This window comes from Christensenella sp. (genome assembly GCF_034927525.1).
GTDB lineage: Bacteria > Bacillota > Clostridia > Christensenellales > Christensenellaceae > Christensenella.
Genome location: NZ_JAYFPU010000377.1, coordinates 1 through 7358, shown reverse-complemented (window position 1 = coordinate 7358; position 7358 = coordinate 1). Strand labels below are relative to the sequence as shown.

Genomic DNA, 7358 nt, shown 5'->3' with positions numbered 1-7358 from the left:
AGTCAATCAAGACAGGCTCGATCACGAACGCTGTACGCGATACCAAGATCAATGGAACAAGTATCAAGATGGGTGAATTGCTGGGCATTGAGGAAAGCGCGATCGTTGCAAGCGGGCCGGTTTTGAGCGAGGTTTATAGCGGACTGATGCAGAAAATGATCGATGACGATTCAGAGATGATCAGCATCTATTATGGGGAAGGTGTGGACGAAGTCACGGCAGGCGAGCTTGCACAGCTGACGGAAAATGAATTTCCGCAATGCGACGTAGAGCTGCACTACGGAGGCCAGCCGGTTTATCCTTATATTATTTCCGTAGAATGATGATAAGCAAAACAGGGAACCGGCATGAGAGAATGTCGGTTTTTTCTTACACTGGAATGGTTGAAGGGAAAGTAGTATGGAGCTTTTAAGCCCCGTCACGCAAATCGGTGGCGTTGGTGAAAAAACGGCGAAAACGCTGCAAAAGATCGACGTATCTACAGTAAAGGATTTGCTGTACTATTTGCCACGCACCTATAAAGACCTTTCCACCATTAAAAAGATAAGTGAAGTAAAATTTGGCGAGACCGCTTTTCTGGAGGTAAAGATTTTTACACAGCCACAGGTAAAACGTATCCGTCGGGGGCTGGAGATCACCTCCTTTCAAGTTACCGACGCGACAGGTATCGCCAACGTCGATATCTTCAACCAGATTTATATCAAAAATAATTTGACTGTCGGGCAGACAATATACCTGTACGGCAAGCTGGAATTTAAATTCAGCAAAATAGTCATATCAGCACCCGAAATTTATTTCAAAAAACCGGACAACCCTTTTTTGCCTATTTATCCGCTTACCGCAGGACTCAAGCAAAATATGATGCGCAAATTTGTAAAAGATGCGCTGTATAAAACAGAATTGAAGGAATATTATTCCACCGGATTTTTACAGGAATTCAAACTGCCGGATATCAAAAAAGCTTTGCATGATGTGCATTTTCCAAACGATATTGAAACCGCCTCTGTTGCGCGTGCACGCATCGTGTTTGACGAGCTTTTGGTGTTCAACCGGATGATGGAGCTATTGGGCGAAGAAAAGCGTCAGAAAAGCGCTGCGCAGCTTACGGATGTACAGGATAACAGGGATGACTTTTTGTCACGGCTTTCGTTTGAACTGACGGGCGCGCAATTGCGTGTCATGAAGGAGATGGAAAGCGATCTTACAAAGGACATGGCAATGAACCGGCTGGTGCAGGGTGATGTAGGCAGCGGTAAAACGGTGATCGCGTTTTATGCGATGCACTGCATGTACGAGGCAGGCTTCCAAAGCGTGCTGATGGCGCCTACCGAAATCCTTGCGCAGCAGCATTACGAGACGGCAAAAGAATTATTCGACCAGCAGCAGATCGTGTGCGTTACGGGCGCGTTGAGCGCCAAATCGCGCAAAGAGATCAACGCAAAAATTGCGGATGGGGAAGTTAAAATCATTATCGGCACACACGCGCTTTTGTATGGAAACGTGAAGTTTGCAAAGCTGGGGCTTATCATTACAGACGAACAGCACCGCTTTGGCGTCAAACAGCGTGCGGCGCTAACGGGCGATAAAAGCGATGTGCATACGCTTATCATGTCTGCAACGCCCATCCCGCGATCACTGCAGCTGGTGCTTTTTGGCAATACAGATATTTCTATTGTAGACGAGCTCCCTCCGGGGCGTAAACCTGTCAAAACATACCTGATCCACCAGAATAAATATCAGGATATGATCTCGTTTATCAAAAATGAGCTGCACGCCAAACATCAGGCCTATATCGTATGTCCGCTGATCGAGGACAGCGAGAACATGGAAGCAAAGTCTGCGACGCAGATTTTTAATGAGATGAAGCAATACTATGCCGGATTTCGTATGGCGCTGATTCACGGCAAAATGAAGAATATGGAAAAGCAGGAAATTATGGATTCTTTCTGCGCAGGGGAGATCGACGTCCTTGTTTCGACCACGGTCATAGAGGTCGGCATCAACGTTCCCAATGCCACAAGCATGGTAGTGATCAACGCCGAACGGTTTGGGCTGGCGCAGCTCCATCAGCTGCGGGGACGCGTGGGGCGGGGAAGCGCGCAATCGTATTGCTTTTTGGTTTCGGACAATGAAAGCGCGTACGAGCGCCTTCGTGTGCTTACAAACACCAACGACGGCTTTGAGATCGCGGAGCAGGATATGCAGATGCGCGGCACCGGTGATATCCTCGGTACGCGCCAGCACGGGACAAGCACACTGAAGGTAGCGAACCTGATCGCGGATATCCGTCAGTTGGAGCAGACAAGGGATGTACTCAAGATCATGAAAAAGAACAGGCAGTTTGCGCAGGAATACCGTGCAATTACGCAGGCGGCGCGCAGGGAGCTAAAGAACAAGATGATCGAAATCGCGCTGAATTAGTAAAAACAGTACTTCATTAGGATTGACAAACGGTTTATTTTATATTATTATATTATCGTAGTAGCAATTTACTACGATAAATTATTTTAACAGAGGCATGAAATGAATAAGCTGAAATTGCAAGTGCCGTCCGGCGCATGGGACTATCTACCGCAGGAATGTGCGGCGAAGCGCAAGGCGGAAAATACGGTCAGGAATGAATTTTTAAAAAGCGGCTATCACGAGATAGAAACGCCGTCTTTTGAGCATTATGAGGTATTTATGCACGATGCGGTTCCGTATGTGCAGGAGAATATGATCAAATTCTTTGATCTGCGGGGCAGGATATTGGCGCTGCGCCCGGACAGCACAGGGCCCATCGCGCGGCTGGCAGCAACTAAGCTGCTCAGTCAGGACGACGTATTGAGGCTTTGTTATGTGCAGAATGCATACGGCTTTTTCAATCACGGGATCGCCGGAAAAACAGAATTCACACAGGCCGGGGTAGAGCTGATCGGCAAAAGCGGCGCAGATGCGGACGCGGAGGTCATTGCGCTTGCGATCCGTGCACTGAAAGCCGCCGGTGTTGACGATTTTCAAATCGACATCGGACAGGTCGCGTATTTCAAGGGACTGATAAAAAGCGCTTCGCTGGATGAAGAACAAACGGAGAAGATACGGCTGTTGATCGATACGAAAAACAGTGTTGAGCTGGAATACGAGCTGTCGCGGTTCAATATACCGGCCGACTTGAAAAGTGCGCTGTTAGAGCTTGTCAGCTTGTTTGGTGGTGCGGAGGTGCTGGATAAAGCGAAAAGCCTCGCGCGCAACGAAGCGTGTATGCAGGCCGTGGATAATATGAAAGAAGTATACCAGATTCTGTGCGATTTTGGGTATGAGCAATATATTTCCATTGATTTCGGTATCCTCAACAATTTCAATTACTATTCAGGGATACTGTTTCGCGGTATATCCGGAGCGATCGGCACACCTATTCTTTCGGGTGGCCGCTACGACGATCTGCTCAATGAATTTGGAGCAAATACGCCCGCGACCGGATTTGCAATGGGCATCAAGGAAGTGCTGCTCGTACTGGAACAGGCCGGCATGCTGACGCAGGATGAAGAACGTGTGACAGTTGTTCGTTGCAGCGAAAAGAGCAGAAAAGAAGCCTACGCGTTTGTGCAGGAGCTGCGCGTACAGGGAAAATGCGCTGTACTGGAGCTGAACACAAGCAGCTATGACGCGCAAAAATATACTGTAATCGAATTTGACGAGAGGTAAAAAAGATGGAGTTAACGATTGCGCTTGCCAAGGGACGCTTGGCAAAGTTTGCGATAGACCTGTTTTCCCGCTGTGGGATCGATACGTCCGAGCTCGAGGAAGACACGAGAAAACTTGTCGTATACGATAAAAAGAACGAACTGCGCTTTATACTGGTAAAGCCCGCCGATGTACCCGTTTATGTGTACCGCGGCGTAGCAGATATCGGCATTGCCGGTAAGGATACGCTTCTTGAGGCAGGACTGCCGCTTTACGAGATGCTCGACTTAAAGTGCGGCAAATGCAAAATGTGTGTTGCAGGCTACGCGGAAAAGCAAAACGACAGGATCACCTCTACCATCACGCGTGTCGCGACAAAGTATCCGCGCGTTGCAAAAATGTATTATGACGAAAAGGGTGAGGATATCGAGATCATCAAGCTGAATGGCAGTATCGAACTTGCCCCCATCCTTGATTTGAGCGATGTGATCGTGGATATCGTAGAGAGCGGTACGACGATCCGCGAGAATGGTCTCGCTATTTTGGAGGATGTGTGCGATATCAGCGCGCGTCTGGTCGTTAACCAGGTCAGCCTCAAAACAAAATCAGCAAAAATACAGCCGTTGATTGCAAAGCTCGGCTGCGCACTGGAGGATATGTGATATGCTACCTATCCTTTTTTCGCGGGATGCGGAACAACTGAAAAAGCGCTTGCTGATGCGCAACGAAACAGATTATACCGAAGAACAGAAAGTTGTCGACGAGGTGCTTGCGCAAGTAAGGACAAAAGGCGATGAGGCGCTGTTCGATTACATCAGAAGGTTTGACGGCTTCAGTGAAGTGGCGGGCGATACCATGCTGGTGACAGAGCAGGAGACAGAAGACGCGTTTCGCAGTACAGACGCAGGCTTACTTCAAGTGATGCGCGAAGCTGCCGCCAATATAGAAGCCTTTCACAACCGCCAAAAGCGTGAAAACTGGTTTATCGAATCGGGCGGCAAGACGATCGGGCAGCTGTATATTCCCGTGGAGAATGCGGGGGTATATGTACCGGGCGGAAAAGCCGCTTATCCATCCAGCGTGCTGATGAATATTATTCCGGCGAAGTGTGCGGGCGTGACGAATATTTCCGTAGCAACACCTGCACGGAACGGAATCGTAAATCCGGTAACCATCGCGGCGGCAAAAATCGCGGGCGCAGACAAAATTTATAAAATGGGCGGCGCGCAGGCTATCGCTGCTTTTGCCTATGGAACACAGACGATCCCTAAAATGGATAAGATCACAGGGCCGGGCAATATCTATGTCGCACTTGCGAAAAAGAGCGTATACGGCGTGGTGGGCATCGACATGATCGCCGGGCCTTCGGAGGTGCTGGTCATTGCCGACGACCAAGCAAACGAACGCTATATTGCGGCGGATTTCCTTTCTCAGGCAGAGCACGACGAAATGGCGGCATGTATCCTCGTCACACTTTCAGAGGAAAAGGCACAGCGTGTACGTGACGAAATATTAAAACAGGCTGAGCTCCTGCCTAAAAAAGAGATTGTTATGAAATCGCTTACACAATACGGTACGATCATTGTTGCGGAAGATATCGCCGATGCAGTCGCGGTTTCCAACCTGATCGCGCCCGAGCATCTTGAGATATGCGTACAGGAACCGATGCGTTTATTGGATAAAATACGGCATGCGGGGTCTATCTTCCTTGGGGAGTATTCGCCCGAGCCGCTGGGGGATTATTTTGCGGGTACGAACCATGTGCTGCCGACAAACGGGACGGCGCGGTTCTCTTCACCGCTTAATGTTGACGATTTCCAAAAGAAATCCAGTGTGATATACTACACAAAGGAAGAATTTGAACGTGATTATAAAAAGGTTGTTACCTTTGCAAAGGCAGAAGGACTGGATGCACACGCAAGGTCTGCCGCCATACGTTTTGAAGATTGAGAGGGTACATTCATGCGGGAAAGCGCAATACAAAGAAAGACCAGTGAAACAGATATACAGCTAAAGCTGAACCTTGACGGTACGGGGCAGTATAATATCAGTACTGGCGTAGGCTTTTTTGATCATATGCTGGAGTTGTTTGCAAAACATGCGCAGATCGACCTTACGCTGAGTTGCGATGGGGATATCCATGTGGACGCGCACCACACAGTCGAGGACTGCGGCATTGTCCTTGGGGAAGCGATCAAAAACGCCTTGGGAGACAAGACGCAAATCCGCCGCTATTCCACAAAATTTGTCCCAATGGACGAAACACTGATGATGGCGAGCCTCGATATCAGCGGACGGCCATATCTTGCATATCATGCCACATTCCTGCAAAGTAAAGCAGGGGATTTTGACGCAGAACTCGGCGAAGAATTTTTCCGTGCGGTCGCCTTCAACGCAGGGATCACGCTGCACATCAATTTACAGTATGGCAGCAATACGCATCATATTATCGAAGCGGCTTTCAAAGCGTTCGGACAGGCGCTGCGCGAGGCGGCGTCCGTAGATGCTTCATTACAGGGCGTTTTTTCTACCAAGGGAGTGCTATGATAGCGGTCATCGACTATGGCATGGGCAACTTAAGAAGCGTAGAAAAGGCTTTTTCATTTCTTGGTTACGACGTTTGTGTGACGGATAGCGTCAGTAAGTTGCGTGATGCAAGCCATTTGGTGTTGCCGGGGGTGGGCGCGATCGCCGACGCGGTCAAGCATTTAAGCGAGCGTGGTCTCACAGAGGAGATCATTAACGAGAGCAAATCAGGTAAACCGTTTTTAGGAATATGCCTTGGTATGCAGTTGTTGTTTGATAAAAGCCTTGAAAACGGCGAACACGAAGCGCTGGGGCTTATCCCCGGCGTTGTGCGGCCTTTTTCTTCTACAGGCCTGCGTGTGCCTCATATGGGCTGGAACACGCTCAAAACGTCAGGCAGCCCACTATTTGCGCAAGAAGAACCATGTGTTTATTTTGTACATTCGTACCATGCGGACGATGTGCCGGAAGAATATGTGAGCGCAACGACAGAATATGGCTACGACTTTGTGTCGGCAGTACAAAAGGACAATATTTACGGGCTGCAGTTCCATCCGGAAAAGAGCGGAGACGTTGGCCTTGGCATGTTAAATCTATTTGGAGGACAAAAAGCATGAAAATTTATCCTGCGATCGATATCAAAAACGGGAAATGCGTTCGTCTGCAGCAAGGCGTGATGGACAGCTCCACAGAATATGGCGATCCTGTGGAAATGGCCAGGAAATGGGCAGAAGAAGGCGCTTACTACTTGCATGTGGTTGATCTCGATGCGGCATTTGCTGGCGAATTCGTCAACAGGGAAGTTATTACCCAGATCGTACAGTCTTTAAAAATCCCTGTGCAGGTCGGCGGCGGCATCCGTACAAGAGAGGATATTCGCGTGCGGCTCGATGATGTCGGCATTTCGCGCGTTATTCTTGGTACAGTCGCGGTGGAGGATCCTGAGCTTGTGAAATGGGCGGTGTCCAGGTATAAGGACAGGATCGCCGTAGGGATTGACGCGAAAAACGGCAAGGTCGCCATCAAAGGCTGGGCAGACGCTACGGACGTTGACGCAGGAGAGCTTGCACAGCAAATGCGCAAGCTGGGCGTTAGGACCATTATATATACAGACATCTCGAAGGATGGCATGATGACTGGCCCGGATGTAGAAAACACGGAAACTATCG

7 protein-coding genes and 1 pseudogene are annotated in these 7358 nt (G+C 49.1%); all 8 read left to right on the top strand.

Translation table 11 applies throughout. From position 1 onward, the window contains the following. Positions 1-323, top strand: a pseudogene (locus VB081_RS14875) (DAK2 domain-containing protein); the annotation flags it as partial. 76 nt (positions 324-399) lie between these two features. Further along, positions 400-2421: an ATP-dependent DNA helicase RecG gene (gene recG, locus VB081_RS14870; protein WP_323401551.1), complete on the top strand. Its 2022-nt coding sequence runs from the start codon at positions 400-402 to the stop codon at positions 2419-2421. A gap of 102 nt (positions 2422-2523) precedes the next feature. Beyond that, on the top strand, positions 2524-3684 hold the full coding sequence (gene hisZ, locus VB081_RS14865) for an ATP phosphoribosyltransferase regulatory subunit (protein WP_323401550.1): 1161 nt from the start codon (positions 2524-2526) through the stop codon (positions 3682-3684). 5 nt (positions 3685-3689) lie between these two features. Continuing rightward, positions 3690-4325, top strand: coding sequence for an ATP phosphoribosyltransferase (gene hisG / locus VB081_RS14860; protein ID WP_323401549.1), 636 nt, complete (start codon positions 3690-3692; stop codon positions 4323-4325). A gap of 1 nt (position 4326) precedes the next feature. Continuing rightward, on the top strand, positions 4327-5613 hold the full coding sequence (gene hisD, locus VB081_RS14855) for a histidinol dehydrogenase (protein ID WP_323401548.1): 1287 nt from the start codon (positions 4327-4329) through the stop codon (positions 5611-5613). Positions 5614-5625: 12 nt separating this feature from the next. Continuing rightward, positions 5626-6210 (top strand): imidazoleglycerol-phosphate dehydratase HisB, encoded by a 585-nt coding sequence (gene hisB / locus VB081_RS14850; protein ID WP_323401547.1) that lies wholly within the window; start codon positions 5626-5628, stop codon positions 6208-6210. Next, a complete protein-coding gene (gene hisH / locus VB081_RS14845) occupies positions 6207-6806 on the top strand; it encodes an imidazole glycerol phosphate synthase subunit HisH (protein WP_323401546.1) in 600 nt (199 codons plus the stop codon). The genes hisB and hisH overlap by 4 nt, the downstream gene beginning before the upstream one ends. Further along, on the top strand, positions 6803-7358 hold a 556-nt coding region (locus VB081_RS14840), incomplete at its 3' end, for a 1-(5-phosphoribosyl)-5-[(5-phosphoribosylamino)methylideneamino] imidazole-4-carboxamide isomerase (protein WP_323401545.1). The genes hisH and VB081_RS14840, both read left to right, overlap by 4 nt.